This window comes from Anaerocolumna chitinilytica, from assembly GCF_014218355.1.
Classification (GTDB): domain Bacteria; phylum Bacillota; class Clostridia; order Lachnospirales; family Lachnospiraceae; genus Anaerocolumna; species Anaerocolumna chitinilytica.
Window position 1 is genome coordinate 2,791,874 of record NZ_AP023368.1, and the last position, 26,632, is coordinate 2,818,505.

The following is a 26,632-nucleotide window of genomic DNA, read 5'->3' on the forward strand; positions in this document are numbered from 1 at the left end:
AAAGCATGGACAAAAGTTTTGGAATCTGATACTCTTAATTCTGTACAATCCTGACCGGTTTATGCCGCAAAAGGAAAAAAGTTGATATTGGAATGTGAGAAAGTCATGAAAAGGTTTAAAAAGATTTATATAGAGATTACAAATATCTGTAATTTGAATTGCGAATTCTGTCCTAAAACACAAAGGCAGAAGGCTATTCTGACAAAAGAAGAGTTCCAACATATTATGAAAGAGATTCAGCCCTATACGGATTATGTTTATTTTCATGTGAAAGGAGAACCTTTACTGCATCCGGAACTTGGTGTATTTTTGGATATCTGCAAGGATTATAGTTTAAAGGTCAACATTACTACAAATGGTACTTTATTAATGAAAGTCTTGCCAGAGTTAAAGGGAAAGGAAGCACTAAGACAGGTTAATATTTCTCTTCACAGCTTCGGCGGAAGGGAAGAGGACAAAGAAAACTACCTTCTGGATATCCTAAAAGCTTCGAAGGAATTGTTAAATACGACAAAGGCAAATATATCTTACCGCTTTTGGAATCTAAGTAAAGAGGATGATACGATTATAACTGGTACAGAACATAAATTAGAAAGCACAATACAAGAGGATACGGACAAATATTTAAGAATCCTGGAAAATGAATATGCAATAGAAGGTTCTTTAAACAATATGGTTGCCCCCGGAAGAGGTTTAAAACTTACGGATAGGGTCTACATCAGCAGAGATTATCAATTTACCTGGCCGTCCCTTATAGAAGAAGAGGATGAAGGAAAAGGATTTTGCTATGGGTTACGAAGCCATTTGGGTATCTTATCAGATGGAACTTTAATTCCCTGCTGCCTTGACGGAGAAGGCGTGATATCTCTTGGAAACATATATGAGGAGTCTTTTGAAAGTATAATTAACAGTCCCCGTGCTATTAGAATCTATGAAGGGTTCTCTAATAGAAAAGCAGTGGAAGAGCTCTGCAGAAAATGTGGGTACCGTAAAAAGTTCGGAGTATAAAAAGGAGCAGTTAATTTCTGCTTTCACAACCTTTAAGGAATTGACTGGTTCGTGTGAAAGGTAATTAACTGCTCTAATTTTATTTATATAATAATTTTAATTTTGCGGATGCAAAGCTTTCCAGAAGTCACCTTCTATGTTAATGATACTGCCAATACTGTTAAAAGGTATTTTAAATTCAGGGAATCCAGCGGCATAAGGCGCAATATCATAAGGATAGAAATACAGGTATAGATTATTTTCATCCACATAAAAATACTGGTTATCACTAATGGATTTAAAGGTATCATCAAAATACATGGACTCTTTGTTCTTTTTATCAGCATTGATATCTTTTGTAATTATTTTACTTAAAGCATCAACATAATTACTGTTTTTTCTAAATAGATCTTTTAACTTAAAGGTTTCACCGTTTTTAAGATTATAGAGATAATAATCATTAATTGGCATACCATGGGCTGCGCCGAAGGAATAATCGTAACCAAGTCTATTTACAAGTAATAGATTATTAATTACTTTGCCTGTAAAAGAATCCTCTACTGAAAAATTATCTTCTTTCTTTAAATCCCCTCTGGATTCTACAAAATTTTTATAAAGGTTATCATTAATCTTTTTTTCAACGGTACTATCAGAGAGACCGGTAAGAACAGGATAATAAATAAGGGCATATTTATTCGGCTTTACCTTTTTTGCTTTTAAGCTGAGAGTATCATTTAATTTCACATCATCTGAGGTCTGGTAGAAGATTTTTCCGTCAGTTGTTTCATAAATCAATATATCGTCTACCTCTGCCTTGATGACATTACCCATTAAAGTTAGAGTACCTCTTCCATTAAATTTGGGTAAAGTATCAGATATCTTGCCGGCAGTATCAATGAAGTAAGTAGTAGTATCATCAGTTGCCGAAGCAAATCCATCGTTATATTTACTCAAGTCATAAAAAATATAATCCGAAAGTTGTTTTCCTTTGGCATCAAAGAGCGCATATGGAGTTGTATATGTTGAAGAATAATCCTCTGTATCACTTTTCTTCATTACAGCAAATATGTCGTTACCAAGGTACATCAGATTACCATATCCGGTATAATCCTTAGATACATTACTTGGAAGCGGCAGTTTCTTACCTTCATAAGTCATTGCTTCCATAATACTGTCACCAACACTGTTATAAACTATATAACCGTCACGAAAGTCGGAAATGTAGATGTCATTTTTATCAATCTCATAGCTCTTAAGTACTTTTCCGGTAGGGTCAATTTGTTGTATTTCCTTGCCTGTATATACATAAGCCGTTCCGTTTTGAAAAATAGATGCTTTGTCATAAATGGCAGGTAAAACAATTGTCCCAGTGGTATCAATATAACCTTCCATGGTTTTACCGTCTTTGAAATCATCAAAAACAGCCATTCCTTCATGAAAATCCCCAATAGCATAGGAACTCTTATAGATGCTCTTACCTGTCGTATCAATAACACTATATTCATTATCCTCAGAGGTATATACGACAGCATAACCTTCGCTGAACTCGGAAGCCTGGTCATAGACAGGACTAATTACAAAAACACCGGTTTCATCAATATAACCGTATTTTTTTTCATTCTGGTCTGTAATATAGGCTGAATATAGTCTCTCAACACCTTTGTCAGTGGTAGCTTTTAATGTATTTTCATCTGCATCAGCCGTAATTACATCTGTTCGGCTTGCTGCATTATCAACATTCTTTATCACTTGTTCATCCTTATTTTGTCTGCTGCAGCCGCTTGCCGCAAGAACTGTAAGCAGCAGTATAAGAAATCTGATTTTATTCATACAGCTTCTCCTTGTAGTCTTTTCATTTTTTCTTTATCCTTCAATTTGAGTTAATATTTGAATCAACAATATCAATGGACTTTATTTGCTAAGTATATTATACCAGCGATACAGGCAGGTTTCAAATTAAGTTTGTGTGACAAAATCATTACATACTATTGCGGTAATCACCTGGGGTACAGCCAAAAGCTTTGTAGAAGGCACGGTAAAAAGTCCTAGTACTGTCAAAGCCGCAGGAGAGGGCTATATCTGTAACTGTATCATTGGTATCCTGTAAAAGCTTTAGAGCGTGCCTGCTTCTTAGTCCGTTAATATAATCTACCAGAGAACAATCAAAATATTCATTAAAAATATGAGAAAAGCGGCTCTTACTATAGCCAAAATGTGCTGCAGTTTCCTCTAATTTAAGCGGTTTCAGATAATTATCCTGCAAATATATAAGAATTTCTTGCGCCAGAGAGATTGTTCGGCTGCTTTCGGTTTCAGTTAATCCGCTTTCTTTTATCAAAAGCCCTAAGAGTGCATAAGAATAACCTTTTCGAATACCGGCTGTTATCGCTTCATTACTATTTACATCATATAAACTTAAGGTCTTAAAAAGATGAAGTAATTCTTGAGTATTAGGTGAATTATCAATTAAAGGCTTTACAAAAGTTTTTTTTGCAAGCTGTGTCTTGTAAGAGGGAACAGAATCCAGGGGAATAATTGCAATATACGCCTTTGAATAATAATCCGTATCATAGCTGTGGATATAATAACTTGGAATAATGAAAATCTGGTTCTCCTGAAGACAATAGAGCTGGCTGTTCAGAGTAACTTTTAATTCTCCTTCTGTTACATAGATTAATTCGATACTACTGTGAAAATGAGGCCAGAACTTATTATTGACGACCTCCCAGCAGTTAAAGGTTTGTTTGCTGTCTCTCATATATTCATAGGAGGAATCACCGCGGTATCGGTTTACTTTACTGTTGGTTTTTTCTTTCATTGGAACATTCCCTTTGCAGCATTTTTTGACATAAGAATACCATCATCTGGCACGACATATAACTTTTATACTATTATAATGTATTCGTGAACATAATACAAATAGTTATATACAGCAATAACTGACATAATCATATTGACTGTGGAAGTGATATTTTTCTTTCCGGCAGCAAATTAATGAAGGAGGATTTGTAAAATGCAAAAGGGTTTACAATTATATACGATTCGAGACTCTTATAAAAATGGTGAAGAGTTTAAAGGGGTTCTTAAGGCGGTGAAAGAGCTTGGATATGAGCAGGTGGAATTTGCCGGCTTTTCCGACCTTACAGCTGAGGAATTAAGAGATTATTTAAAGGAACTGGGTTTGACACCTATCTCCAGCCATCAAAGTTTGGTCAACCTGAAATCACATCTGGAAGAAACAATAAGTTATCATAAGGCTCTGGGAATACCCTATATTATCTTAGCATATGCACCGACTTCTACCCCGGAAGAGATGGATGAACTTATAAGTGTTCTTCAGAATGCGAAAGATGTAATCAAAGAGAATGGTATGGAATTATTGTATCATAACCATTCTCATGAATTTGTAAAATTACCCGACGGAAGAGTACCCATGGATCTTATCAGAGAAACTGTTAGATTAGAGCTTGATACCTTCTGGGTATTTCATGCAGGAGTTGAGCCTTGTTCTTACATAAAAGAACATGAGAAAGAAATTGCACTAATCCATTTAAAGGACGGAGATTTCGAAGGACATCCTCTTGCAGTTGGTGAAGGCTATAACAATGTAAAAGGTATTGTTGCTATGGCTAAAAATATTGGTTTAGAGCAGATAATCGTTGAAAATGATCATCCGGTGCCCGATGGTATCAGCGATATCGGAAGAAGTATTGAATATTTAAAGAAGTTAATATAATTTATATACTGCTAAACAGCTCAATGATAGATGAGGTGTTTAGCAGTTTTTAGTTAGGCAGTTATGAAGTAAGCTATATACCTAGAATATAACTTATTTGGTCGGAAGTTACTGAAAGGAAGCATAATATAAAGAAATAGAACAACAAATGGTTGAAATATAGTAAATATTTTGACATAAAGTAAAATATAGAATATAATAATAGATAATTACTGCATAAAGGAAATAATTGACATTATCTAGAAAATACACTACAATTAATAACAGGCTAACTATTAAATATTTTCCGGGTTTGGAAGATGTTTCGTTAGGAGGTGAAACAGATGGGAGATAAGAATCCAAAGAAAGCACCTAAGAAAAAACAAGGTTCAGAAAAGTCCGCACCTCAGGCATCAGCAGCAGCTTCTTCGAAAAAGGCAAAATAATGAACGTAAAAGCTTAACATAAAAAATTCCCATTGAAGGGAATTTTTTATGTTAAGCTTTTATTTTGATTGGGTACGATCCGTTTGAAAATGTATTTGAATCCTTTCTCTTCCGTTACAGGAGAAGAAAAGTCATGCTTTGCTGAAGAAAAGATTATGAAAGCAGAAGCCAAATCAATGTAAAGGAGATAAGTATCTGAATAATAGCAAACTTGAATACTACCTGAGTATTTGACCATCCCAGTCTTTTTCTTACATGGTCATGTATGGGGGTAATGGTATTCTTTAATATGTGTATTTTTAAGAAACGAATCAGAGATACTTTAATCAGTCCAAGGCCGCCGTCTACGATAAGCATAAAAGCAACCGGTATATAAAGCAAAGGACTGCCTGTTTTTAGGATTGCTACTGCAATGAAAAAGCCTAAGGCCCTGGAACCGGCATCGCCCATCATCATAAGACTTGGCGTAGCATTAAACCACAGGTAACTCATAATACAGGACACCATAATTAGTAACATATAGGTATCGTTAGGATCCATTCCCTTTAATCTTCCTATGCCAAATATAGTTAATAATGTTATGACAGAAAGAGTGCCGGATAAACCATCAACACCATCGGAACAGTTGGTTACATTAATGGATACCCAGATCAATACAGTAGCTAAGATAACGAAAAGTACCGGTGGAATAGTAACCGGATTGCTCATAAAGGGTATTTCAAAGGTAGAAGAGTTAAAATTTACATAGGTTATAGCGGTTGTTAATGCAATAGCAAAGTCAAGTAGGCCCTTCTTTAATTCACCCCAGGGGTTTTTAGAACAGTCATCTAAAAATCCTGTCAGCATGGCGGCTAATAGCATAATAATATAAATCAGTTCATCTGTGGATATAGGCAGGAAAAGGAGTGCTGAAACCGCAAAGGTTAGAATAAAGAGAAAACCGGCACCTCTTGGCTTTCCTTGAGAGAGCTTTCCATCATGGGCGAATTCACGGCCGCCGTCTCTTGGCAGAATACCTGTACCGAATTTTAATAATAAAAATGTAGCAGCATAGGTAAAGAGGATACCAATTAAAGCTGTCATTTTGTGATCTAAATGTGTATTAAGCAATGTTATCATGATTTTCTCCTATCATTTATTTTTTGAATACGGTGCAGCTGAGGTTTGAGAGTGATTTCTGTAACCACTAGACCTTCCCTGCCGGTTATCATCATCTGTACGGCGTCTGCTACTTCTTCAGGCAGCAGATAAGTATCTGGTGTTTCACCTTCTCTAAAGTCTGCATTCCGGTAAAAATTACTTTTTGTCATATCCGGATGAATGGTACAGACCCGGACACCATACTTTCTCACCTCATCAAAGAGGCTTGCGGAAAAGCTGGTCAGCGCGGCTTTGGTGGCGCCGTAAGCACAGCCATGGGTATTACTTTTACCTGCAGTGACAGAGGATATGTTAATAATACTTCCTTTATGTTTTTTTAAATCCCGGAGTAACAATTGGCTTAGAAGCATCGGAACTTCCACATTCACGGAGACCATTTCATGAATTTTCTTTTGATTTAATTCTTCATGGGGACCGAAATATCCAACACCAGCATTATTGACCAACAGCTGTATTTCGGCTTGCCTTTGAATATCCTTAATGTATTCCGTCAGCTGGGATACATTGGTGATATCACAGGTAACCGGATGATAATTATTGTTTGTTATAGAATTTTCTTCAAAGTTCCTGCCAAAACCATATACCTGATAATTCAGTTTCAGCAGCATTTCTGTGATTTTAAGACCGATACCGGAAGAGGCGCCGGTCACTATGGCAGTTTTCATATCATTCACTTATGTCTCCTTCCAGAGATAAATAGTATCCTCCTTTATCCATTTCGTCAACTCTAAAGTACAAAAGGTTAACATTTCCTCCGCAAGAGCTTTATCATAACTTAGGACACCAGAAGAATTAGTATAGGGATATTGCAAAACGTAGGAATCGCCCCGTTGTTTACGCATAATTTTTAAAAAATCTTTCGGAATCCGAAAACAGCCAAGACTGACATCCTTAACCTTGTTAGCAGGAATCTTCTGAAATACCTCTGAAAAGAACTCCGAATATAGTTCCTTCCAGTTCTTCACAGCTAAAAGGGGGTCAAAGCATAACCGCACTTGAAATTCCAAGTTAAGAGCAGTATTGATTGCCTCAAGCCTCTGTGAAAGGGTTGGCGTATGATGCTCAAGAGATTCCCTTATGGCAGGAGGAGATAAGGTCCATGCAAAAATAAAGTTCTTTAAAGGGACCAGGTCTCTCAATATATCGGAATAAGCGCTTTTGGTACGGCATTCTATGGTAAGTCTTTCATGGGTCATAGCAAAAGCATGAAAGGCTTTAACAAACCCAAGAAAGTGCTCTAAGGCCAGCAGGTCTGTATCATAAGAAATACATAGGTATATGTCTTTTGTTTGAAGCAGTTCTTCCAATTCGGCAAAGGTATCCTCTAGATTCACAAATATCACAATATTAGCACTGGGATACATTCCCTGTAAATAGCAGTATTCACAGTCATAAATACAATTCATAACGCAGGAAGTATAGTAAAAATCATTATTTCCAAAATCCTGGCAGGTAGGAGCTCCTTCATAAAGCAGGGAAGAGCGGCTTTTAGCAAGGATAATAGAAGGACTTTTTTTCTGCTCTGTGAATTCCTGACTGCTTCGGTTAAATACATCCTTATAGTGATTGATTTCAATAAGCGTGGCACCTGGGTAGCAATCAAGTATTTTTTTAGTAAGAGGATAATCAAAAGCTTCTTTTTCTATATATATGTGAGAAAAAAACGAATTATAAAAGGTTTTTCTTAAAGTAGTCAAGGTATTTCTTTCCTTCCGTTTTACTTTTAGCCGGTAAAGGTAAATCCTGTGCCAAATGTTTTATAAAGGAGAGAAATTCACCATTCACCAGTTTGTAATAACGCAGATATTGCTTTAGTTCATGTTCCATAGTTACTGATAGCTTCAAATTATCAAAGAGATAGCTTAAATACTCCATTTCCTCTTTGACAAAATCATTGTCATTTTTAGCCCTATTATTCAAGAGATTCTCTATCCAATCTGTAATAATCTCAATATTGCTTTCTATTAAGGCGCTGACATCAAGGTTCTTATAGGAATTTACAGAATTTACATCCATATAATCAGATATTATCTTAATAAATATCATTTGATGAGGTTTTAGAAAATAAATACCCGCCTGATAGAGAGCAGTGGCTTCCATATCTGCAAATACATGTCCATCTATAAAATCTGAAACTTTCGTTACTGTAGGAGAAGTCTCTTTAGCGGCTTTGGATTCATACTGTTTGTGAAACGAGGTTATAATGCTTCCTTCTCTAAAGGGATGGTTATAGAGTATGTCAGGAAAATAAGTGTGCCCGGTTTCCTGCTCTATCAATTTATTACACAGGATAACAGTTCCAAGTGGTAAATCTTTTCGTATGCTGCCGCAGATTCCCACATTCAAAAAGAAGTCGTCTGATGACGGCGGTTCTTTCGTAAGAAAAGAAGCAGTAACGATAGCTGACTCCATTGGACCGGTGCCGGTTATATATAATACAATATTTTCTTTTCGAAAAACTTGAAAAGAAGAGTATGATAAATCTTTTTTTAAATCAAAATATTCTATAAAGGGCTTTGCTTCACAATGAAGCGCAGCAGCAATAATCAGCATAATAATATAGGCAAAATGCCTGCTCCTTCCAAAATCTCACCTTTCATTATGGGTAACTTTTTAATGCATGTCAATCCATTGATGAGAATTTCTTTAAAAAATATTGATTGATACATAAGAAATAGATATAATATTCAAATAAAATGTAGAAGGAATGATGAATATGAATTTTTTAATGCCCGGTGAATGGATGGAACATGAACGGACTTTTATAGAATGGCCGGTAAAGGATTCCCTTGTAAACCCCGACAATTACGACGAAGTGCTAATAGGTTATAGGGAGGTTATAAAGGCAATCAGTGAATTTGAGCCGGTTACGGTTATCATAAATAAAGGCGAGGAACACCCCTTACTTACGGAAATAAAGGAATATGCCACTCTTCTTGAGATACCCCATAACGATGCCTGGTGTAGAGATAACGGTCCTACATTTGTCCGCAGTGAGAATAACTCCCTGGTAGCAATGAACTGGAAGTTTAACGCTTGGGGAGAAAAGTATATCCCCTACGATTTGGATGATAAGGTAGCACAGGAAGTTGCAAAACATTATCACATACCTGTAGAAAATGTGGACATCATATTAGAAGGCGGCTCCATTCATTCCGATGGAGAAGGCACTATGCTTACTACGGAGGAATGTCTCCTGAATAAAAATCGAAACCCACATCTGACAAAAGAGGAAATTGAGGAAATCATAAAGCCAAGGCTAGGTGTAGATAAGATAATCTGGTTAAAGAAAGGATTATACGGTGATGAAACCGACGGGCATGTAGATAACGCGGTCTGCTTTGCCGGCCCTGGTAAGGTAATCATACAGATGTGCGATGATAGTGAAGACCCTAATTATCAGATAAATCATGAAAATCTTAAGATATTAGAAGAAGCAGAGGATGCGAAAGGAAGAAAATTAGATATTGTAAAACTTCCTCAGCCTCCGATAAGGAATTATATGGGGGAGAGATTGACCCTTAGCTATATTAATTTCTATTTTGTAAATGGTGGAATCATACTTCCTGTATTTGGCGGTGATGCTGCTGATACGGATATCGAAACCGAAAGAATCCTATCATGGACATTTCCGGAGAGAAGAATAAGAACTGTAGATGGTATGCCACTTATAAAAGAAGGCGGCAATGTACACTGTATCACACAGCAAATGCCCAAATAATGGTCTAAAGAAAAGAGGTCTATATGAGAAAAGTAGTAGTTGCAGCCACCCAGATGAGCTGCAGTGAGGAAATAGAGAAGAATATTGAGAAAGCGGATAAGCTTGTAAGGGAAGCCGCTGCAAAGGGGGCTAATATTATCCTTTTGCAGGAACTTTTTGAGACACCTTATTTCTGCCAGAAAGAAAAGCCGGAATATTATGAATATGCGATGGAGCTTGCCTCAAACAAGGCGGTCGCACATTTTACCAAGCTGGCTGCAGAATTAAAAGTGGTGCTTCCAATCAGTTTTTACGAAAAGAGTAATTATGCAAGATATAATTCCCTGGCTATGGTAGATGCAGATGGTAAAATACTTGGCGTCTACCGCAAGAGTCATATACCTGATGGTCCGGGATATGAAGAAAAATATTATTTTAATCCGGGCGATACAGGATTTCAGGTGTTTCAGACGAAGTATGGTAAGGTTGGTGCAGGCATTTGCTGGGATCAATGGTTCCCGGAAGCAGCCAGATGCATGGTTCTTAAGGGAGCGGAAATATTATTTTATCCAACAGCAATCGGTTCCGAACCGGAGAACGAGGGCATTGATTCCAAGGACCACTGGCAGAGATGTATGATAGGGCACTCTGCATGTAATCTGGTTCCGGTCGTTGCTTCCAATCGAATAGGAACTGAAAAATCAGAGGATTCGGAAATAACCTTTTATGGTTCGTCTTTTATCACCGGAGGGACCGGTGAAGTAATTGCCGAAGCTGATAGAAGAAGCGAAGAAATTCTGACCGCTGAATTTGATTTGGATGAGCTAGAAAGAGCAAGAATAGAATGGGGAATCTTCCGTGACAGAAGACCAGATCTTTATAGCACTATTCTTACCTTTGACGGTGTAAGCCGATTATAATAAAGAAAATAGTTTGTGTATGCGCTGCCCACACAAACCTAGAAAAATAAAAGGCAGCGCAGAAATGAGGTGTAATCATGATTGTTTCTGTGAAGAATCCGGAATTACTGACTATAACAAATACTATTGATAATACAACATACTTTGGCGGAGATCAGGAATGGTATACAAAGACCTGGAATAAACAAGCAGGCTGCGGGCCTACAAGTGCTGCCAACATAGCTGCTTATCTTGCAGCATCAGAAAGAGGATTAAAGAGTCTTTACCCATATGCAACAATGGATAAGTCAGATTTTGCAAAACATATGGAAGAACTATTTTTGTATGTCACACCGGGTGCTATGGGTGTTAACCATGTGGATAAATTCACTGTTGGATTTGACAAGTTCTTAAAAGAGCGAAATGTGAAGCTTACTGCGAAGGTTCTGGTAACCGATAAAGTACCAAAAACAGAAAGGAAGTTCCAAGAGCTGGCGCAGTTTGTAAAAGAAGGACTCACCTCCGATTGTCCCATTGCTTTTTTAAACCTCTCCAAAGGTGAAGAAAAACGTATTCAGGGTTGGCACTGGATAACCATTACCTCGGCAGAGATTACAGAGGATAAGGTAATTGCAGTTGCTTCTGATGAGGGAAAAGTGATTGAATTCGATTTAAGTCTTTGGTTTCTTACAACCCGCAGACATGGTGGTTTAATATATTACAGCTGATATCAAAAGAATATATAAGAGTTGTTGTTTGACTTATAGGAGGATAATTTTACCGATTTGAGATAATGAATTTTTCTCAAACAGGTGATTGAGAAAGATAGATGATGATAAATTTATTAGGCGAATGAAATTATTATTTTTCACAGCTGCGTATAAGGTTAAGAACAAATACAAAAAATTATGAGAGCTGCAAATCTGGAAATGATAGCAGCTCTCTTAATTTTTTATAAAACAGTTGACAAAATAATTTAAATAAGATATAAATACATTGTAAACAATTTAATTTAGGTAAATATTTAATTGGTATGATAGGATAGGATACTTTAAGGTTTTATTATTTGATACCTATTTCTTTAGAACAGTTATTGAGCTTGTCCGGCTTTTAAGCACGAAAGGAGTTATTATGGGATTTTACGATTATTCAGCAGAAAAAATGGATGGTAAGGAACATTCAATGGAGGAATACAAAGGTAAGGTTGTTATAGTAGTAAATACCGCAAGTAAATGTGGGTTTACCCCACAATTCAAGGATCTGGAAGAATTGTATTTAAAATACAAGGACGAAGGCCTTGAAATAGTTGGATTTCCTTGTAATCAGTTTGCCTCACAGGACCCTGGTAGTAATGAAGAAATCCAATCCTTTTGTCAGTTGAACTATGGGGTATCCTTTGATATGTACGGTAAGATTGATGTAAATGGCAATAATGCGCATCCGATATATAAATACCTGAAGAATGAAGCAAAAGGAGCTCTGGGCAATACAATCAAATGGAATTTTACAAAATTTTTAATTGACAGAGACGGAAAGGTAGTTGAAAGATATGCGCCTACTGTAAATCCGGCTAAAATGGAAGAAAAGATTAAGGAATTATTAGGTAATAAATAAAAGTACAGAACAAGGGGCTGCTGCAAAATAGCTGATTTACTCTTTTGAAAGGACTGGATGTATAATAATACATTTGGCTGCTTTTCCCTCGCTCGTTCATTACGCTCCGCTTCACAAGAAGAGCTCGGCCAGTCGACGCGAAATGTATTATTATACACCCAGTCCTGTTTTAGAGTTTATTATGGCTATTTTGCAACAGCCCCTCGTCTAATAAGCATAGTTTAATCTTATAAAATTTAAAAAGTAAATGTGTAAGAGGTACTGAACTTTTATCAGTTTTATGCACAGATTCTGTCAATATCTTCTCCGCTTAAGGATTCCTTTAATAAAAGCTCTTGCGTAATTTTCTCTAGTAAATCAAGATTATTCTTAAGAAGTCCTATTGATTCTCCGTATAATTCTTTCATCTGCAGACGGCATTTGTTAAGGAGTTCCTTATCTGTGGTGTCCTCCAGAGCTGCCTGACTGAACATGCCCATCTCATCATCCATACCATATCGGCTCATATAATTATAGAGAAGAGTTGATGCTTTTTCTATATCATTGCTAGCACCAGTCGTTATTTCGTCTTTGCCGAAAATTATTTCTTCGGCAGCCCTTCCGCCTAACAATACTTTAATTTCCGCAAGTATTCCCTGTTTCGTTTTAAAAAGAGTATCTTTTGGTATTGAGAGATTAAACCCGCCGGCTCCTCGGACACTTGGAATTATAGTTACCTTGGATATATACTGCTCAGGAGTCAGTAACTTTGTAACCAAAGCATGACCTGATTCATGGTAAGCTGTGATTTGCTTGTCCCGTTCAGAGATATAGCTTCTATCCATAACAGGAGCTCCGGCAACAACAGTATAAAATGCTCGGTCGATATGATCATTTGAGATAACAGTCTGTTTCTCATTGGCAGCATTAATAGCAGCTTCATTTAACAAGTTCTCTAACATTGCGCCGCTAAAATATACGGTGGACTTTGCTAGATTATCCAAATTCACATCATCGGACAGAGGCTTTTTACCGGCATAGAGGCTAAGAATCTTTTTACGGGCATTGATATCAGGAAGTGCAATTTCGATTTGTCTGTCAAAACGGCCCGGTCTTAATAAAGCGTCATCTAAAGTATCCAATCGGTTAGTTGCCCCAATAACGACAATCCCATTATTATCATTAAAACCTGACATCTCGGTAAGCAGAGCATTAAGAGTTTGATCGCGTTCATCGTTGCTGGCGTTGGCGCTTCTGGCACGCTTTTTACCGATGGCGTCAATTTCATCTATAAAAATAACAGCTTTTTCACTTTGCTTTGCCTTACGGAAAAGGGAACGAACACGGCTTGCACCAACCCCCACATACATTTGCACAAAGTCTGAGCCGCTCATGGCATAAAAAGGTACTCCGGCTTCCCCGGCAATGGCTTTGGCCATAAGTGTTTTTCCGGTTCCTGGAGGCCCGTACAAAAGGACGCCTTTAGGCATCCTGGCTCCGACACTGTTATACTTTTCCGGGTCTTTGATAAATGAAATAATGTCTTCTACCATCAGTTTAGCTTCTGTATTACCGGCTATTTGATTAAAAGTTATGGTCGGTGTAGATGGTGATTTCTTCGATGCATCCGAAATCAGAGGTTTGTCATTGTTGCCTTTTCTGATGAACATGAATATGCCGCTGCCCGCAGCAATCAGAAAAAGAACCTGAAGTATTCTGATATAAATACTATTTTGAGTGTAATTTATTTTAATATTATGAAGCAATAAATATTCTGTAAAATTTTCCGTTTTAGGATTGGGTACATTAACTTTTTTCACGCCATCCTTCACAATAGTAGCATGAAAAGAAGAAGCGTCAGGTGTGATTGACACGGATTTTACCTGGCCGCTTTCAGCTGCCTGAAGGAATGAGGGGTAGCTTATGTCCGTACTGCGGTAATTCAAATTTTCATACCCAAGAGCACCCAAACAGAACAGTATAAGTGCACACAGGATGAACCAATATAGTTTCTTCATGTAATATCCTCCCGGTCATAGTGCGAAAATTAAAAAGACAATTTTCAATCACATATTTGTGCCTGCATAATCCTTGGTCCGAGTAAACGGCACGTAGGAAACGGCATGGCGGTTAGTTTGAAAAGCCCGAATATCATTTTATGTGGTTTACATAATCCAATAGGGACATTATAGAGCATTATATCCCATAAATCTACAATATATTACTGGAAATTATGAAGCCACATGGCAGGAGGATTGCGTAGATAGCCTTAAAAATAATAGGCAAAACTGAGCTTTCTATGGTAGGTAGGGGTAAGCATTTCCATTTGAGTCAATGAGACCAATTTCAACAAGAAGTGTCTTAGTTACTGAGTCATCAAATCTTACATTTTGTTTATTTAAAATCTGATAAGTGGTTTCTGCACCCAGGCTTCCCATTTCATAAGGATTCTGTGCTATGGTGCCTTGCATTAAACCTTGCTTTATAGCAGTTATTGCAGCAGAATCTCCATCAAAGCCAATCAGCATGATTTTTCCGGTTTTACCTGCTTCTTCTAATGCTTTTGCAGCGCCCAGTGCCATACGGTCATTCTCACTGAAAACCACAGCCAGGTCATCCCCATAAGAGGCTAGTATGTTTTTCATGGCTTCATACCCCAGGTCTGTTCTGCCATCAGCGCGAAGTTCTTCTACAATATTGTAGCCACTTTCTGTCATAACTCTCTTAAAAGCATCACCTCTCTGGTTTGAAATTTCATTATTTTCTTGTGATCTAAGTATAGCGGTATTTTTACTTGTTATATTATTATTTTCAATCAGACGTAAAGCATATTCTGCGGCAAGAACCCCTCCGCCGAAGGAATCGGAAACAATAAAGGCATCATATAAGGAGCCACCTGTCCCTACATCCACTATTATTAGAGGAATACCTGCATTCTGGGCCATTGAAGAGATAAGTGGCATTGCATCCGGATTAAAAGGTGATATCACAAGTGCATCAATTCCTTGGGCTATCAGATTTGAGGCACCGTTAATCATCTCAGAGGTGCTGCTGTTTTGATTATGTGTGATAACGTTCATTTCAAGTTCTTTTGCTTTATCCAGTAATCCCTGCTGCATTTTATTAAAAAACTCATAATCGCTGTTATACACTGACCAGCCGATGGTATATGGTTTTGCCTGTACATTACTGCCTGCGGCAGGAGAGATAATGTGATGGTCATTGGAATGATGATCATATATTAACAGAAATAATAGAGTTACTGTAATTAAGAGAAGACCATTTAATATTTTTTTAGTCGGATTCATTCCATCAAGTCCTTTGTTCGTATATTAAAATATATATGCAAACGCTGGCTAACATACGCTAAATAAGAATAATATAAAACTGTCCTTTGATATCTTGTGACGAAAAAATGCAATGGAAGGATTGACAAGCTTAAATTTGTGATGTAAGATTAAGAACATAATTTGAATATAACCTCACTATGGCAGTGGGGTAGAGGCGCGATATTTAACAGTCTGATTGGAGCGGAGGAGCTTTGAAAATCATGAGAAGGAAATATCGCCGAAGTGGTAGTGTATCCTCAATACATACTGCTGGGTCTGTAGTGAAGAACTGCAGGACTGTCTTATCAGACAACCCGGTCTGATAAGTTGTGCTATCTCAACTGGGATTGTGAGGACTTTATTTAGAAAGTCCTTGTTAAAATGTAAGGACTTTTTTTATTGCAATCTATAAAGCAAAAACAAATATCCCGCTTAAGGGAATAATAAAGGAGAGATAATTATGAAAAAAAGAATGCTGGCAATAATAGCTATGACCTTATCCGTTGCCGCACTGCTTACGGCCTGCGGAACCAAGGATACCAACAGTACCGGTAGTGCTGCAGATGATAGTAATGTATTCCGTGTAGGTATGGAATGCGGATATGCCCCTTTTAACTGGACACAGATTGATAATTCGAATGGAGCTGTTCCTATAGATGGTGCATCAGAATTCGCAGGCGGATATGATATCGAAATCGCTAAGAAGATAGCTGATGGTCTGGGAAAGAAGCTCGTCGTAGTTAAAACAGAGTGGGACGGCCTTTTACCCGCATTAACTTCAGGAAAAATCGATGCTATTATTGCAGGTATGTCTCCTACGGCAGAAAGAAAAAAGGTAATTGATTTTACGGATAACTATTACAGATCAAATCTGGTAATGGTAGTAAAAAAAGGCGGAGCTTACGAGAATGCAACCTCTATTCAGGATTTTAAAGGAGCTAAAATTACAGCTCAGTTAAATACTTTTCACTATACTGTAATTGACCAGATTGATGGTGTTAAAAAAGAAGCTGCAATGGATAACTTCCCGGCGATGAGAGTTGCTTTGGAGTCCGGTATTATTGACGGCTATGTATCAGAGCGTCCTGAAGGAGTAAGTGCTTCTTCCGCAAATGATAAATTTGCAATGGTAGAATTCAAAGATGGTTTTAAAACTTCCGATGATGATACAGCTATAGCAGTCGGTGTGAAAAAGAACAGTGATTTAACTGCTAAGATAAACGAAATTCTGAAAGGAATTTCAGAAGATGACCGTACTAACATTATGGATACCGCTATAAAGAATCAGCCGGCAACCAAATAAGATTGCCGAAACGTATATTTATTAGAGGAGAAAACCGGGTGTGAAGTCTGCAGCCGGTTTTTCCCCTGACTTGGAGGAGAAGGATGAGTTTTACCGAAATAATTCAAACATTAAAAGACTACTGGCCTATGTTTTTAAGAGGTTCCTGGTCTACATTATATATATCTATAATCGGAACTGTTATAGGGTCAATAATCGGCTTGCTAATTGGTGTTATACGTACCATACCGGTGCCGGAAAGAGGAATTAAAAAAATCCTATTAGGTATCGTCAACGCTATTCTTTCCGCTTATATAGCAATATTCAGAGGTACACCAATGATTGTACAGGCTGTACTTATTTTCTATGGTTCAGCCGAAGCTTTGAAAATTGATATGAATAGAACCTTTGCAGCTATTTTCATTGTATCTATAAATACAGGTGCTTACATGTCCGAGATCGTTCGAGGTGGTATTATATCTGTTGATAGAGGACAGTTTGAAGCAGCACAGGCTATTGGTATGAACCATATAAAAACAATGATATATATTGTACTGCCCCAGGTTATCCGAAATATCTTACCGGCTACTGGTAATGAATTTGTAATCAATATTAAGGATACTTCTGTGTTAAGTGTAATTTCTGTGTCAGAATTATTCTTCCAGTCTAAATCTATAGCAGGAGCTACGTTCCATTATTATGATACTTTCTTTATTACCTGTATTATTTACTTTATAATGACCTTTACTATTACTAAGATTCTTAGATACGCTGAAAAGAAACTGGACGGCCCGGATAATTATATACTTCTTGGCAACCAAATGCAGGTAGAAAAGCCGGAAGATGGTGTTAGAAGAGCGAAGGCCGCGAAATAATGGCAGAGAGGAAAGTAATGAAAATGAAGGACAATATAATTGAAGTAAAACACCTTAGCAAATCCTTTGGTGATCATGATGTATTAAAAGATATTGATTTTAATGTTAGCAAAGGAGAAGTAATCTGCATTATCGGTTCCTCCGGTTCCGGTAAATCAACACTGCTCCGCTGTATTAACCTTTTAGAGAAACCCTCCGGCGGGGAGATATCTTACAATGGTGAGAATATCCTGGATGATAAGCATGATCTCTATAAATATCGTACAAAGTTAGGTATGGTGTTCCAGCAATTTAATCTATTTAACAATTACAATGTTTTGGACAATTGTATAATTGGACAGCTAAAAGTCTTAAAAAGAAATAAAGAAGAGGCGAAAGAAGTTGCTTTAAAATATCTAAAAACTGTTGGAATGGACCAGTATATCAATGCGAAGCCAAGACAATTATCCGGTGGTCAAAAGCAAAGAGTAGCAATTGCCAGAGCTTTATCCATGGAGCCGGATGTTATGCTTTTTGATGAACCGACCTCAGCTCTTGATCCTGAAATGGTCGGCGAGGTACTAAAAGTCATGAAAGAACTTGCCGGAATGGGATTGACCATGCTGATCGTAACTCATGAAATGGGCTTTGCAAAAGATGTTGCAGACAGAGTAGTGTTTATGGATCAAGGAGTCATAGCAGAGGAAGGAAAGCCTGAAGACATCTTTAATAACCCAACCCAGGAAAGAACCAGAGAGTTCTTAAGCAGGGTACTGGAAGAATAACTAAAAATATAAAATATTGGACATAATACCGCCCGGGAAAACACCATTATTGGACTGATGGAAGATTGCAGTTGCATTAATGAACCATTTTCCCGGGTTATTTGCTGTAAAGGCAATATCGGTTCTGACACCAGAATTGAACTCAACAGTGTCATTTTCAAAGTTCAAATATTGGTTATTCCTTGAAAAACCATTAATGGACAGAACTCGAAACTGATGACCCTCCAAATGTATCCAGCTGCCTTCCCCAGCTTTAGAAAGAAAACGCATCCTTACATTGTCGCCGTCACAGAGGTAGATAGGGGAGGTATACGGATAGCATCTCCCATTTAAGGTAAAAAAGTTAGGATTTCTATGATATTTATCAGGCTTATAATGGCCGGGAATGATTTCTCCAAGCGTCAGGTCCGGTATTTCCCATTGCTGCATTAAGAAGACAAAATCTTTATCAGGTATATCATTAATATCCACATCTGATGGATCCGGTAGTATTAAAAGAGTACCGATCAGTCCCATAGAAACTTGAAAATCCAGTACGGATTGGTAAAGATAAGTACCAGGTTTGTCACATAAAAGTTTATAGGTAAAGGAATCGTCCGGGTCAATAATCGGTCCATTAAACTTAAAATCCGAAAGATGTTTAATAGCACCAGGCTTGGCATAACCTTGTATCTGGAGTCCGGTAGGTACAGAAAGCTTATTATGCAATGTTAAAAAAAGCCATTCGCCCTTTCTCATAATAATAACCGGACCTGGTGTCTTTTTATTATATCCAAAAGTATCCAGAGTGATTTCGGGCAGAATTTGATGCTCAATTTCTTCTGCCCATAAATCGAAATGACGAACTTTATAGGAATATTCGTGATGAGCAATTTCCATATCAGGCGCCATAATATGAAATTCCCATTTGTTTAACAGATTTTCTGCAGATAATAAATTCACCTTATTATTATTCATACTTACAACCATGCCTTCCCAAGGTACCTAATCTTTGCGACGATAATTTCGCAGGCATAACAATAATTCTCTTTCGCACTTGACGCGTTCTTAAAGCACTTTAGCAACATTAAACAAATTGTTTACAACCAACCACATAGCCGGAAAGAAATTCATAATCTGCCAGATACCTGCACCGTTAAGATTAAACTCAGGTATTAGCCTGTATTTCGCATTCATACTTCTGGCATCATCAAACCATACTGCATGCTCAACACCATCCGATGCTGTATAATAGTAAAAAGGAGCCTGAGAGGCTTCGTCAAATTGTATGGTAACGCCATATCGTACTCCTCGATTAATCGCTTCAACATTGCTTATTGTTTCAGCCTTTGTAGTTCCTTTTACGTAGGGGAGAGGCCAGTCGTAAGCATAGTTTGGCATACCCATTAATATTTTATCAGGGTTAATAACCGAAACACCATAGGAGAGCACCCTTCTGACACTGTTAAGAGGAGCGGTGGCCATTGGTGCACTGAATGTATATCCCCATTCATAAGTCATAAGTAATACTTTATCTGCAATTGCACCAATTCTGGGATAGTCATGAGCTTGATAGAGAAGGCCGGCTTGCTCACCGGAGGTTTTTGGAGCCAGAGCAACAGTCATAATATAACCATTCGGTTCCAGTTTCGCTTTAAGTGCAGTTAAAAAGCTTATAAAACCTTCCTTGTCTTCTGGTAATACAAATTCAAAATCAATATCTACACCACTGTAATTCTTGTTTTGTACATTGGCGAGGATATTGTCAATAAGTCGGCTTTGGCCTTCTGGGTTCGTAAACATCTGATGGGCAATTTCGTTACTAAAGGACCCGGTGTCATCCATTGGCGCAAGTACCATAAGCGGAGCCACATTGTAATCTCTGGCGAGTTGGATTAATTCAGTGTCGTCAATGGGAATTAAATCTCCTTGTGGAGTGAAACCGTAGGTAAATAGGGAAAGATAGGTTAGAAATGGAAGAGTCTTACGTAGTACTGTACGATCAATGTAAGGATAAGCGTAGGCATTAATGACAATATCACCAAAATTTTCATCACGTCGAAAACTGATTACAACAACACTTCCGGGAATCAGGGCTTCGGTATCAGCTATCCAAGGGTTATTTTGGAGAAGCCTGGTAGGAGTAGTATTATAAGCCTGGGCAATACCATATAAAGTATCACCTTCAACTACCGTATGAAATACTTCGGGGATTTGTATTACAAGGCTCTGGCCCACTAAAAGGTTATTTGCATTTGTTAACTCATTGTCCACGATAATTCTGTTAGAAGTTACACCATATTGATTGGCTATGGATGAAATGGTATCACCTGGTTTGACAACATAGATAGTCATAGATATTGAAAGCTCCTGTGATGAGACTTTATAATCAATGTATGCTAAGATATCAAGGGTGTGATTACTTTTGCCATTTGGTATCGGACTATTAGGAGATAATATTGGAGCAGTAAAATTTTAAAAACCCGGAGAGTTTTCTCCGGGAATATTAAAGATATGTCATTATCCACTTAGATGTATCTTTAAAATATATTAATTTAACCCTGATTACTTTGTTAACACACGAAACAACACAGGTATGTTCAATAGAGGGAATTCCACTGTAATTTTTATTCTCTGTACATTCTATATAGATGTCAGAAACTGTCTGAAGAGTTCCGTTATCATCAATGAATTTAAATAATCGTGGAATGGTTTTGCCAGTGCTCGTAAACCAACAATCACAGGCAATCTCTTTTTGTATTCCGCGTATTTTTCCGGATTCGGTGCCTTGTGTATTTATACCGATTCCAAAAGCACTCATATCTTAACCCCTTTCATGCATTGTCTATTTTAAGCTTACTATAATCTACATCTCTTTTTTCACGGGATATACCACCAGACATATGATCTATGGGACTTCTTAAAAATACGGCTCTCTTTATAGAGTCTATCCCATATTTTTCTCGGATTACGTCTACCATTAAGTCAGCATATTCAAGTTTTTCGTAATCCTCTGAATCAAACATATTTATTTGCCTTGCAAAATCATAGTCAGTTAACCGGCTGGTGTGTATTCCTAGATGACGAATCGGGATCCCATTCCAAGCTTCATTGAAGAGTTTACAAGCTATTTTATGGATTTCCTTGGTGATATTGGTAGAACTCATTAAAACTGTTTGGTGGGACATATAGTTAAAAACATAGTCCTTGATTCCTACTGAGATAACTTCTGCCTGTACATTTGCCTTTCGTAACCTTGCAGAGACGGTTTCCGCAAGTGCTAATAAGACGATATATGCATCCCTTTTTGTTGAGACATCGTAGGGGATAGTAGTGCTGTTACCATATCCTTTCTGTGCTGGTGCTTTTGATTCAGAAACAACATAAGAGAAATCATACCCGTTTGCAAATGCCCATACAACTTCACCATGGCTTTTCATATGGCTGCGCAATATGCCCACATCAGTATTAGCTAAGCCTCCGATTGTTTTAATACCAAGGTTGAAAAGTTTCTTTGTCGTCGCCCTTCCTACAAAGAATAAGTCACTAACCGGCAGGGGCCACATCTTACGTTCAATTTCTGATGGAAACAAGGTATGCACTAAGTTGGGCTTTTTTAAGTCGCCAGCCATCTTTGCCAGTAATTTATTTGAAGAAACACCAATGTTTACAGTAAAGCCTAACTCTCGGTATATACGGTCCTTTATCATATTGGCAACTACAACAGGCTCACCCCATAAACCTCTCGTCCCTGTCATATCCATAAAGGCCTCATCGATTGAATATTGTTCTACCTCTGGAGTGTATTCTTTCAGTATCTTCATGAAAGCAGCGGAAGATTTTTCATATAGCCCATAATTAGGCGGGACTAAAATAATCTCCGGACATTTTTGTTTAGCTTCCATAATACTTTCACCTGTATTTATGCCAAATTTCTTTGCACGAATGGATTTCGCTAAAATGATTCCATGGCGCATTGTTACATCACCGCCAACCGCTGATATCTGATTGCGTAAATCTTCAGTGGCACCTAAATGTTTCAACCGATATACTGCTTCCCAGCTTAAGAAAGCAGAGTTAACATCAATATGAAATATTATTTTCTCCATTTCTTACCTCACATAAAAAGAACACACGTTTGTATAAAGTATAGCAAACGCGTGTTCGAAAGTAAAGAGGTAATATTAGTAAGTTCATAGCCGATATAAGGGCTCTGCTCGGCTATCCAAGGTTATTTTGGAGAAGTCTGGTCGAGTAATATGATAAGTTTGTGTAATACTTCTTCTTACTATTTGGCAGCGGACTATTCTTCTTTGGTGAGCAATTCCATAATAGAGTGTAAATTACCGATCGTTTTTGCAATTGTTTCTTTATCGAACTTAACAGTACATACTAAATCTTTAGGAACATTAACAGCAACTGATTTTAATTCCCGGCCTTTTTGAGTAAGAGTTATAACAACATTGCGTTCGTCGTTAGAACTTCTGATACGGTTGATGAAATTTTGGGATTCCAGCTTCTTTAAAAGAGGTGTTAATGTACCGGAATCAAGATAAAGCTTATTTCCAAGGTCCTTTACAGTCAGATTGTCTTCCTCCCATAAGGCTAACATAGTAATATAACCGGTATATGTTAATCCAAGTGGCTCTAATATTGGTTTATATTTTTTAATGATTTCCTTGGAGCAGACATATAATGCAAAGCAGAGCTGATTGTCAAGTTTTAGAATTTCATCCCCAGGTACGGATTCATTTATTTTATTTTTCATAATAACTCCTTTCATGAATATCATATTTCCGATTTGATATTCCTAATTCCTTGGTAAAATTTTTATATTTTAGACCAAGGCGCTCAATTGTGTTCATATAACCCTGACATAATAAATATCAACCAAATTTAATTAATTTTATACAATTTAATAGTAATAAAAATTAGATAAAAAGTCAATAGTAAGTATTGACAAAATAAATAATATTTTATACAATCTAATTAAGATAAATAAAATATGAATCAATTAATTACAAGGAGGATTAAATATGAGCGTATATGATTTTAAAGTAGACAATCTAAGAGAAGAAGAGGTATCTTTAGAGAATTATAAAGGCAAGGTATTGTTAATCATTAACACCGCAACTAAATGCGGTTTTACACCACAATACGATGAATTACAGGATTTATATGAGAAGTATAAAGATGAAGGCTTCATAATTCTTGATTTCCCCTGCAATCAATTCGGAGCACAGGCACCGGGCAGTAATGAAGAAATACACAGTTTTTGCGATGCCAAATTCGGAATCACTTTCCCCATGTTTTCGAAAATAGAAGTAAATGGTGAAAATGCTCATCCCTTATATAAATATCTCACAAGCCAAAAAGGCTTTCAAGGTTTTGATGAGGCACATGAATTAACACCGGTTTTAAATGAAATGTTAAGTAAAGCAGACCCTGATTTTGATAAGAAACCCAGTATTAAGTGGAACTTTACCAAATTCTTAATTGATAGGAATGGAAATGTATCTGAAAGATTTGAGCCAACTGAAGATATTGGAGTAATTGAAGAAAAAATTAAAGAATTGCTATAATTAAAATGTGTATATAAATTAAATAAATATTGATTAAATAAGTATATATTGGTTTAAAAATAACAGTTGCCATTTTTAGTAAAAGAGCATTTGAATTAAAGCTCTTTCATAATCTGAAGAATAGCAACTGTTGTTTTATATCAAATGCGTTTTTGATATCTCTAGTTTTGGTGTTAGTATATAAGTATGGACATGAAAGGGGCTGTTGCAAAATAGTCATAATAAACTCTAAAACAGGACTGGGTGTATAATAATACATTTCGCGTCGACTGGCCGAGCTCTTCTTGTGAAGCGGAGCGTTTTGAACGAGCGAGGGAAAAGCAGCACAGCCCCTTTTATAATTGTTACATAGATTATAGTGTTTTAAAATCAGAAATAAGAGCTTGAAGTTCCTTTATACGACCATTTACTTTATCGCTGATATCTGCAATTGAAACCATAGAAGCGAGAATCTCTTCTGTACCGGCGGAGGTCTCTTCAGTGGTAACAGCATTTTCCTGAGCACTGGCAGAAAGATTATTGATATGGGCAACCACATTAGAACAGCTTAGACCCGTTTTTGCAGTAATTTGATTCAGAGCATCAATTTGTTTAATAATTATCTCAAGACTGTTTGCAATATCCATATATTTATTTTTTGTATTATCCACACTCTTAGTTTGTGCTTGTACCGTTTCTTTTACAACACCGCTTTCTTCTTTGGCTAAGGAAGCATTGGCCTGTAATTCCTTTAACAATTCATTGATTGTTCCTACAGAATGAGAGGATTGATCTGCAAGCTTTCTGATTTCATCAGCCACTACAGCAAAACCTTTTCCGGCTTCTCCGGCTCTAGCAGCTTCAATGCTGGCATTTAAAGAAAGCAGGTTGGTTTGGGCGGATATTTCGGATATTAGGGAGCTTGCTTGTCCGATTCTGTCTGCACTTAGATTAATTTTATCTATCACATCCAGTATTCGGTAAAAGGTATCCTGACTATTTTTATTAACCTCAGAAAGGGTATTTACAAGTTTTAGACCTTCAATACCGGCTTCATTTATCTCCTTTGTGGCTTTTGTAAGAAGTTCACTGTTTTTGGAGCTGTCTATTATAATCTGCTCTAGGCTGGCAATCTCTATTGCAGATTGTTCCGTATCGCTTGCCTGGGAAGTAGCAGTTCCTGCTATTTCTCCGACAGCCCTTGCAATCTCGCCCGTCGCGGTGCTGACTTCATTAGTGGTTCTTACCATTGATTGTGCGGCCTCACTTACTTCGTTTGAGGTACTGCTTATTTGGCCTACAATTTCCTGGAAGGAGGAGAGTACGGTATTAAAGGAGGAGGATAACACACCAAGCTCATCTTTACTGTTTAAGGTGAGAGGGCTTAGAGCAAGATTTTTATTTGCAAGATCGTTCATTCTGATAGTTACCGCTTTCAGATGGTTTTTTAAATACCGTATTATAATAACAGAAATAAAAATAATTGCTATTATGATAACGACTGTCCATAGAACAATCTGCATGACACTTTGATGTATATCCGATTTTAACTGCGCAGAAGAGTATTCGCTGTAGACAGTGAGTATATCCTCCATATTATCCAGACAGCTTCTGGCAGCATCAAAGGATGCATCCATTGCTTTATAGTCTCCATCACCGGTTTCTGGGTCATAGGCTGCTTTCCAGGTTGCAAAATCTCTATTAAAGTCATCCAGGAGTTCTTTGATTGTTTTGTCTTTTTGAAGATATCCATTGGGGTCATCTGCGTTTTCTGTACCATTAAGAAGGACGAATAGTTTGTGGGGAGTATACTCATTTAAGAGTTTTGAATCATTTTTTAAATAGGTTACAATTTTATTGGCATTGTCACTTGCCTGTTTGGCATTATCCGCATATGAAGTACGTAAATCCGCAAGTTCCTTTGTATCAGAGCCGTCAAATATACTTATCTTTAAGGCTGCCACGCTGGCCTGATAAAAATCTCTGTCACTGCTTAAAAGGCTTGTATGGGTCAAGTATAAATCATTGTAATAAATATCCCGGCTTTTCTCATAATTTGAATTTGAGGTTGATATTAATGCGAATAGCATTAATACCATTTCAATAATTGCCGGTAAAATAATCAGGAATAATTTTCCTCTAATGGATAGATTCTTAAACATAATATCTGCCTCCGGTTTTTATAAATCTTTTACAATATTATAACATTACAGAGGTTAAAATACTACAAATTAATCCTAAATATGCTTTATTACGACAAATAGTAAATAGCAAGAGCTGAAACCGGACGCCAGCATGCAGCCTGTTTCAGCTCTAAAACAAATTGTTTAAACGATTATCT

Annotated in this window: 24 protein-coding genes and 1 riboswitch; of the genes, 10 read left to right on the forward strand and 14 right to left on the reverse strand. The window is 37.2% G+C overall.

Annotated features, from left to right (window positions below):
* Positions 1-105 precede the first annotated feature (105 nt).
* A complete protein-coding gene (locus tag bsdcttw_RS12105; protein WP_185259613.1) occupies positions 106-1,008 on the forward strand; it encodes a radical SAM/SPASM domain-containing protein in 903 nt (300 codons plus the stop codon).
* A gap of 96 nt (positions 1,009-1,104) precedes the next feature.
* Here bsdcttw_RS12105 and bsdcttw_RS12110 read toward each other — a convergent pair whose 3' ends face one another.
* Together bsdcttw_RS12110 and bsdcttw_RS12115 are read right to left on the reverse strand one after the other, a co-directional pair.
* Entirely contained in the window at positions 1,105-2,817 is a 1,713-nt protein-coding gene (locus bsdcttw_RS12110; protein WP_185259614.1) for a WG repeat-containing protein, read from the reverse strand.
* Between the two features lie 148 nt (positions 2,818-2,965).
* Positions 2,966-3,805 carry an AraC family transcriptional regulator gene (locus bsdcttw_RS12115; protein WP_185259615.1) on the reverse strand — a complete coding sequence of 280 codons (840 nt, stop codon included), beginning with the start codon at positions 3,803-3,805 and terminating at the stop codon, positions 2,966-2,968.
* Between the two features lie 195 nt (positions 3,806-4,000).
* Between bsdcttw_RS12115 and bsdcttw_RS12120 the strand changes: the two genes are divergently transcribed.
* Positions 4,001-4,723, forward strand: coding sequence for a sugar phosphate isomerase/epimerase family protein (locus bsdcttw_RS12120; RefSeq protein WP_185259616.1), 723 nt, complete (start codon positions 4,001-4,003; stop codon positions 4,721-4,723).
* Positions 4,724-5,301: 578 nt separating this feature from the next.
* Here the strand turns inward: bsdcttw_RS12120 and bsdcttw_RS12125 are convergent.
* From bsdcttw_RS12125 to bsdcttw_RS12140, 4 genes are read right to left on the reverse strand one after another with little or no spacing between them, the layout of a single operon-like run.
* Positions 5,302-6,267, reverse strand: a complete 966-nt coding sequence (locus bsdcttw_RS12125; protein WP_185259617.1) for an MraY family glycosyltransferase — start codon at positions 6,265-6,267, stop codon at positions 5,302-5,304.
* Positions 6,264-6,974 (reverse strand): SDR family oxidoreductase, encoded by a 711-nt coding sequence (locus bsdcttw_RS12130; protein ID WP_185259791.1) that lies wholly within the window; start codon positions 6,972-6,974, stop codon positions 6,264-6,266. The genes bsdcttw_RS12125 and bsdcttw_RS12130 overlap by 4 nt, the downstream gene beginning before the upstream one ends.
* A gap of 9 nt (positions 6,975-6,983) precedes the next feature.
* Positions 6,984-8,006 carry an SPL family radical SAM protein gene (locus bsdcttw_RS12135; RefSeq protein WP_185259618.1) on the reverse strand — a complete coding sequence of 341 codons (1,023 nt, stop codon included), beginning with the start codon at positions 8,004-8,006 and terminating at the stop codon, positions 6,984-6,986.
* The gene (locus bsdcttw_RS12140; RefSeq protein ID WP_185259619.1) at positions 7,978-8,862 is read right to left on the reverse strand and encodes a 5'-methylthioadenosine/S-adenosylhomocysteine nucleosidase family protein; all 885 of its coding nucleotides are present in this window, start codon (positions 8,860-8,862) and stop codon (positions 7,978-7,980) included. Before bsdcttw_RS12140 ends, bsdcttw_RS12135 begins: the two co-directional genes overlap by 29 nt.
* A 163-nt stretch (positions 8,863-9,025) precedes the next feature.
* Here bsdcttw_RS12140 and bsdcttw_RS12145 point away from each other — a divergent pair, with 163 nt between their 5' ends.
* From bsdcttw_RS12145 to bsdcttw_RS12160, 4 genes are all read left to right on the forward strand, one after another.
* Positions 9,026-10,030, forward strand: a complete 1,005-nt coding sequence (locus bsdcttw_RS12145) for an agmatine deiminase family protein (RefSeq protein WP_330602433.1) — start codon at positions 9,026-9,028, stop codon at positions 10,028-10,030.
* 23 nt (positions 10,031-10,053) lie between these two features.
* Positions 10,054-10,929 (forward strand): N-carbamoylputrescine amidase, encoded by an 876-nt coding sequence (aguB, locus tag bsdcttw_RS12150; RefSeq protein ID WP_185259621.1) that lies wholly within the window; start codon positions 10,054-10,056, stop codon positions 10,927-10,929.
* 77 nt (positions 10,930-11,006) lie between these two features.
* On the forward strand, positions 11,007-11,636 hold the full coding sequence (locus tag bsdcttw_RS12155) for a hypothetical protein (protein ID WP_185259622.1): 630 nt from the start codon (positions 11,007-11,009) through the stop codon (positions 11,634-11,636).
* Positions 11,637-12,039: 403 nt separating this feature from the next.
* Positions 12,040-12,522, forward strand: coding sequence for a glutathione peroxidase (locus tag bsdcttw_RS12160; RefSeq protein ID WP_185259623.1), 483 nt, complete (start codon positions 12,040-12,042; stop codon positions 12,520-12,522).
* Positions 12,523-12,800: 278 nt separating this feature from the next.
* On the opposite strand, the gene bsdcttw_RS12165 is transcribed toward bsdcttw_RS12160, so the two are convergent.
* Complete coding sequence (locus tag bsdcttw_RS12165) at positions 12,801-14,519, reverse strand: ATP-dependent metallopeptidase FtsH/Yme1/Tma family protein (RefSeq protein WP_185259624.1); 1,719 nt, start codon at positions 14,517-14,519, stop codon at positions 12,801-12,803.
* A 279-nt stretch (positions 14,520-14,798) separates the two neighbouring features.
* Positions 14,799-15,809 (reverse strand): substrate-binding domain-containing protein, encoded by a 1,011-nt coding sequence (locus bsdcttw_RS12170; RefSeq protein ID WP_185259625.1) that lies wholly within the window; start codon positions 15,807-15,809, stop codon positions 14,799-14,801.
* A gap of 183 nt (positions 15,810-15,992) precedes the next feature.
* Positions 15,993-16,173, forward strand: a riboswitch (Lysine riboswitch).
* Between the two features lie 117 nt (positions 16,174-16,290).
* Here bsdcttw_RS12170 and bsdcttw_RS12175 point away from each other — a divergent pair.
* The 3 genes from bsdcttw_RS12175 to bsdcttw_RS12185 all read left to right on the forward strand — a co-directional run bounded on the left by bsdcttw_RS12175 (position 16,291) and on the right by bsdcttw_RS12185 (position 18,751).
* Complete coding sequence (locus tag bsdcttw_RS12175; RefSeq protein WP_185259626.1) at positions 16,291-17,133, forward strand: transporter substrate-binding domain-containing protein; 843 nt, start codon at positions 16,291-16,293, stop codon at positions 17,131-17,133.
* Between the two features lie 83 nt (positions 17,134-17,216).
* Positions 17,217-17,987: an amino acid ABC transporter permease gene (locus bsdcttw_RS12180; protein WP_185259627.1), complete on the forward strand. Its 771-nt coding sequence runs from the start codon at positions 17,217-17,219 to the stop codon at positions 17,985-17,987.
* A gap of 23 nt (positions 17,988-18,010) precedes the next feature.
* On the forward strand, positions 18,011-18,751 hold the full coding sequence (locus bsdcttw_RS12185; RefSeq protein WP_334297355.1) for an amino acid ABC transporter ATP-binding protein: 741 nt from the start codon (positions 18,011-18,013) through the stop codon (positions 18,749-18,751).
* On the opposite strand, the gene bsdcttw_RS12190 is transcribed toward bsdcttw_RS12185, so the two are convergent.
* The 5 genes from bsdcttw_RS12190 to bsdcttw_RS12210 form a co-directional block, all read right to left on the reverse strand.
* Complete coding sequence (locus bsdcttw_RS12190) at positions 18,752-19,708, reverse strand: multicopper oxidase domain-containing protein (RefSeq protein ID WP_185259628.1); 957 nt, start codon at positions 19,706-19,708, stop codon at positions 18,752-18,754.
* A 90-nt stretch (positions 19,709-19,798) separates the two neighbouring features.
* Complete coding sequence (locus bsdcttw_RS12195) at positions 19,799-21,085, reverse strand: glycosyl hydrolase family 18 protein (protein ID WP_185255147.1); 1,287 nt, start codon at positions 21,083-21,085, stop codon at positions 19,799-19,801.
* Positions 21,086-21,236: 151 nt separating this feature from the next.
* Positions 21,237-21,551, reverse strand: coding sequence for a hypothetical protein (locus bsdcttw_RS12200; protein ID WP_185255148.1), 315 nt, complete (start codon positions 21,549-21,551; stop codon positions 21,237-21,239).
* 13 nt (positions 21,552-21,564) lie between these two features.
* The gene (locus tag bsdcttw_RS12205; protein ID WP_185255149.1) at positions 21,565-22,839 is read right to left on the reverse strand and encodes a Y-family DNA polymerase; all 1,275 of its coding nucleotides are present in this window, start codon (positions 22,837-22,839) and stop codon (positions 21,565-21,567) included.
* 194 nt (positions 22,840-23,033) lie between these two features.
* Positions 23,034-23,498, reverse strand: coding sequence for a MarR family winged helix-turn-helix transcriptional regulator (locus bsdcttw_RS12210; RefSeq protein WP_185255150.1), 465 nt, complete (start codon positions 23,496-23,498; stop codon positions 23,034-23,036).
* Between the two features lie 268 nt (positions 23,499-23,766).
* Between bsdcttw_RS12210 and bsdcttw_RS12215 the strand changes: the two genes are divergently transcribed.
* Entirely contained in the window at positions 23,767-24,312 is a 546-nt protein-coding gene (locus tag bsdcttw_RS12215; RefSeq protein WP_185255151.1) for a glutathione peroxidase, read from the forward strand.
* Between the two features lie 353 nt (positions 24,313-24,665).
* Here bsdcttw_RS12215 and bsdcttw_RS12220 read toward each other — a convergent pair whose 3' ends face one another.
* Positions 24,666-26,453, reverse strand: a complete 1,788-nt coding sequence (locus bsdcttw_RS12220) for a methyl-accepting chemotaxis protein (protein WP_185255152.1) — start codon at positions 26,451-26,453, stop codon at positions 24,666-24,668.
* Between the last annotated feature and the right edge of the window lie 179 nt (positions 26,454-26,632).

What these genes read in the sequence shown, in the direction of transcription:
- bsdcttw_RS12130 (WP_185259791.1), bottom strand. Translation starts at nt 6,974, where the DNA reads ATGAAAACTGCCATAGTGACCGGCGCCTCTTCCGGTATCGGTCTTAAA.
- bsdcttw_RS12215 (WP_185255151.1), top strand. Translation starts at nt 23,767, where the DNA reads ATGAGCGTATATGATTTTAAAGTAGACAATCTAAGAGAAGAAGAGGTA.
- bsdcttw_RS12200 (WP_185255148.1), bottom strand. Translation starts at nt 21,551, where the DNA reads ATGAGTGCTTTTGGAATCGGTATAAATACACAAGGCACCGAATCCGGA.
- bsdcttw_RS12205 (WP_185255149.1), bottom strand. Translation starts at nt 22,839, where the DNA reads ATGGAGAAAATAATATTTCATATTGATGTTAACTCTGCTTTCTTAAGC.
- bsdcttw_RS12125 (WP_185259617.1), bottom strand. Translation starts at nt 6,267, where the DNA reads ATGATAACATTGCTTAATACACATTTAGATCACAAAATGACAGCTTTA.
- bsdcttw_RS12145 (WP_330602433.1), top strand. Translation starts at nt 9,026, where the DNA reads ATGAATTTTTTAATGCCCGGTGAATGGATGGAACATGAACGGACTTTT.
- bsdcttw_RS12120 (WP_185259616.1), top strand. Translation starts at nt 4,001, where the DNA reads ATGCAAAAGGGTTTACAATTATATACGATTCGAGACTCTTATAAAAAT.
- bsdcttw_RS12160 (WP_185259623.1), top strand. Translation starts at nt 12,040, where the DNA reads ATGGGATTTTACGATTATTCAGCAGAAAAAATGGATGGTAAGGAACAT.
- bsdcttw_RS12155 (WP_185259622.1), top strand. Translation starts at nt 11,007, where the DNA reads ATGATTGTTTCTGTGAAGAATCCGGAATTACTGACTATAACAAATACT.
- bsdcttw_RS12180 (WP_185259627.1), top strand. Translation starts at nt 17,217, where the DNA reads ATGAGTTTTACCGAAATAATTCAAACATTAAAAGACTACTGGCCTATG.
- bsdcttw_RS12190 (WP_185259628.1), bottom strand. Translation starts at nt 19,708, where the DNA reads ATGAATAATAATAAGGTGAATTTATTATCTGCAGAAAATCTGTTAAAC.
- bsdcttw_RS12140 (WP_185259619.1), bottom strand. Translation starts at nt 8,862, where the DNA reads ATGCTGATTATTGCTGCTGCGCTTCATTGTGAAGCAAAGCCCTTTATA.
- bsdcttw_RS12115 (WP_185259615.1), bottom strand. Translation starts at nt 3,805, where the DNA reads ATGAAAGAAAAAACCAACAGTAAAGTAAACCGATACCGCGGTGATTCC.
- bsdcttw_RS12210 (WP_185255150.1), bottom strand. Translation starts at nt 23,498, where the DNA reads ATGAAAAATAAAATAAATGAATCCGTACCTGGGGATGAAATTCTAAAA.
- aguB (WP_185259621.1), top strand. Translation starts at nt 10,054, where the DNA reads ATGAGAAAAGTAGTAGTTGCAGCCACCCAGATGAGCTGCAGTGAGGAA.
- bsdcttw_RS12175 (WP_185259626.1), top strand. Translation starts at nt 16,291, where the DNA reads ATGAAAAAAAGAATGCTGGCAATAATAGCTATGACCTTATCCGTTGCC.
- bsdcttw_RS12110 (WP_185259614.1), bottom strand. Translation starts at nt 2,817, where the DNA reads ATGAATAAAATCAGATTTCTTATACTGCTGCTTACAGTTCTTGCGGCA.
- bsdcttw_RS12185 (WP_334297355.1), top strand. Translation starts at nt 18,011, where the DNA reads ATGAAGGACAATATAATTGAAGTAAAACACCTTAGCAAATCCTTTGGT.
- bsdcttw_RS12220 (WP_185255152.1), bottom strand. Translation starts at nt 26,453, where the DNA reads ATGTTTAAGAATCTATCCATTAGAGGAAAATTATTCCTGATTATTTTA.
- bsdcttw_RS12195 (WP_185255147.1), bottom strand. Translation starts at nt 21,085, where the DNA reads ATGACTATCTATGTTGTCAAACCAGGTGATACCATTTCATCCATAGCC.
- bsdcttw_RS12165 (WP_185259624.1), bottom strand. Translation starts at nt 14,519, where the DNA reads ATGAAGAAACTATATTGGTTCATCCTGTGTGCACTTATACTGTTCTGT.
- bsdcttw_RS12105 (WP_185259613.1), top strand. Translation starts at nt 106, where the DNA reads ATGAAAAGGTTTAAAAAGATTTATATAGAGATTACAAATATCTGTAAT.
- bsdcttw_RS12170 (WP_185259625.1), bottom strand. Translation starts at nt 15,809, where the DNA reads ATGAATCCGACTAAAAAAATATTAAATGGTCTTCTCTTAATTACAGTA.